General features: G+C 53.8%; 1 protein-coding gene. It reads right to left on the bottom strand.

The genetic code is table 11. From position 1 onward, the window contains the following. Positions 1-30: 30 nt before the first annotated feature. The coding region (locus HMPREF2559_RS12345; RefSeq protein ID WP_148138776.1) for an integrase core domain-containing protein at positions 31-513 on the bottom strand (483 nt) is incomplete at its 5' end.

Here is a 513-nt window from a genome sequence, read left to right on the forward strand (position 1 = left end):
TGAAGCGTCCTGGGTTTAGTTCCGCTTCTTTTACGGCCCTGTGTTGATGGGCTGGGTGGGATAGTACTCGGTTTCTACTTCCTGTGGGGTAGCGTAGTCCAAAGCTTCATGAAGCCGCTTGGTGTTCCACCAATGCACCCACCGCAAGGTGGCCAATTCGACTTCTCCGACCGACGTCCACGGGCCCCGGGCATGAATCAGTTCAGCCTTGTAGAGACCATTGACTGTTTCGGCTAGAGCATTGTCATAAGAATCGCCGACTGTTCCCACACTCGGACGGATTCCGGATTCCGCTAGCGCAGTGGAATACTTCAGTGACACATACTGGCTGCCCCGATCACTATGGTGAATTAACTGGTTTCCATGGATTCGTCCTGCAGTCGTTAACGCATGCTCCAAAGCCTCCATGGGCAGCGCATCGGTACGCATCGTCGAGCGTGTAGCAACACCAACAATTTTTCGGCTGAATACATCCACGACAAACGCGGTATAGGCGAATCCTGACAGGGTGCG

Origin of the sequence: Corynebacterium sp. HMSC072G08 (assembly GCF_001809185.1) — a bacterium.
GTDB lineage: Bacteria > Actinomycetota > Actinomycetes > Mycobacteriales > Mycobacteriaceae > Corynebacterium > Corynebacterium phoceense.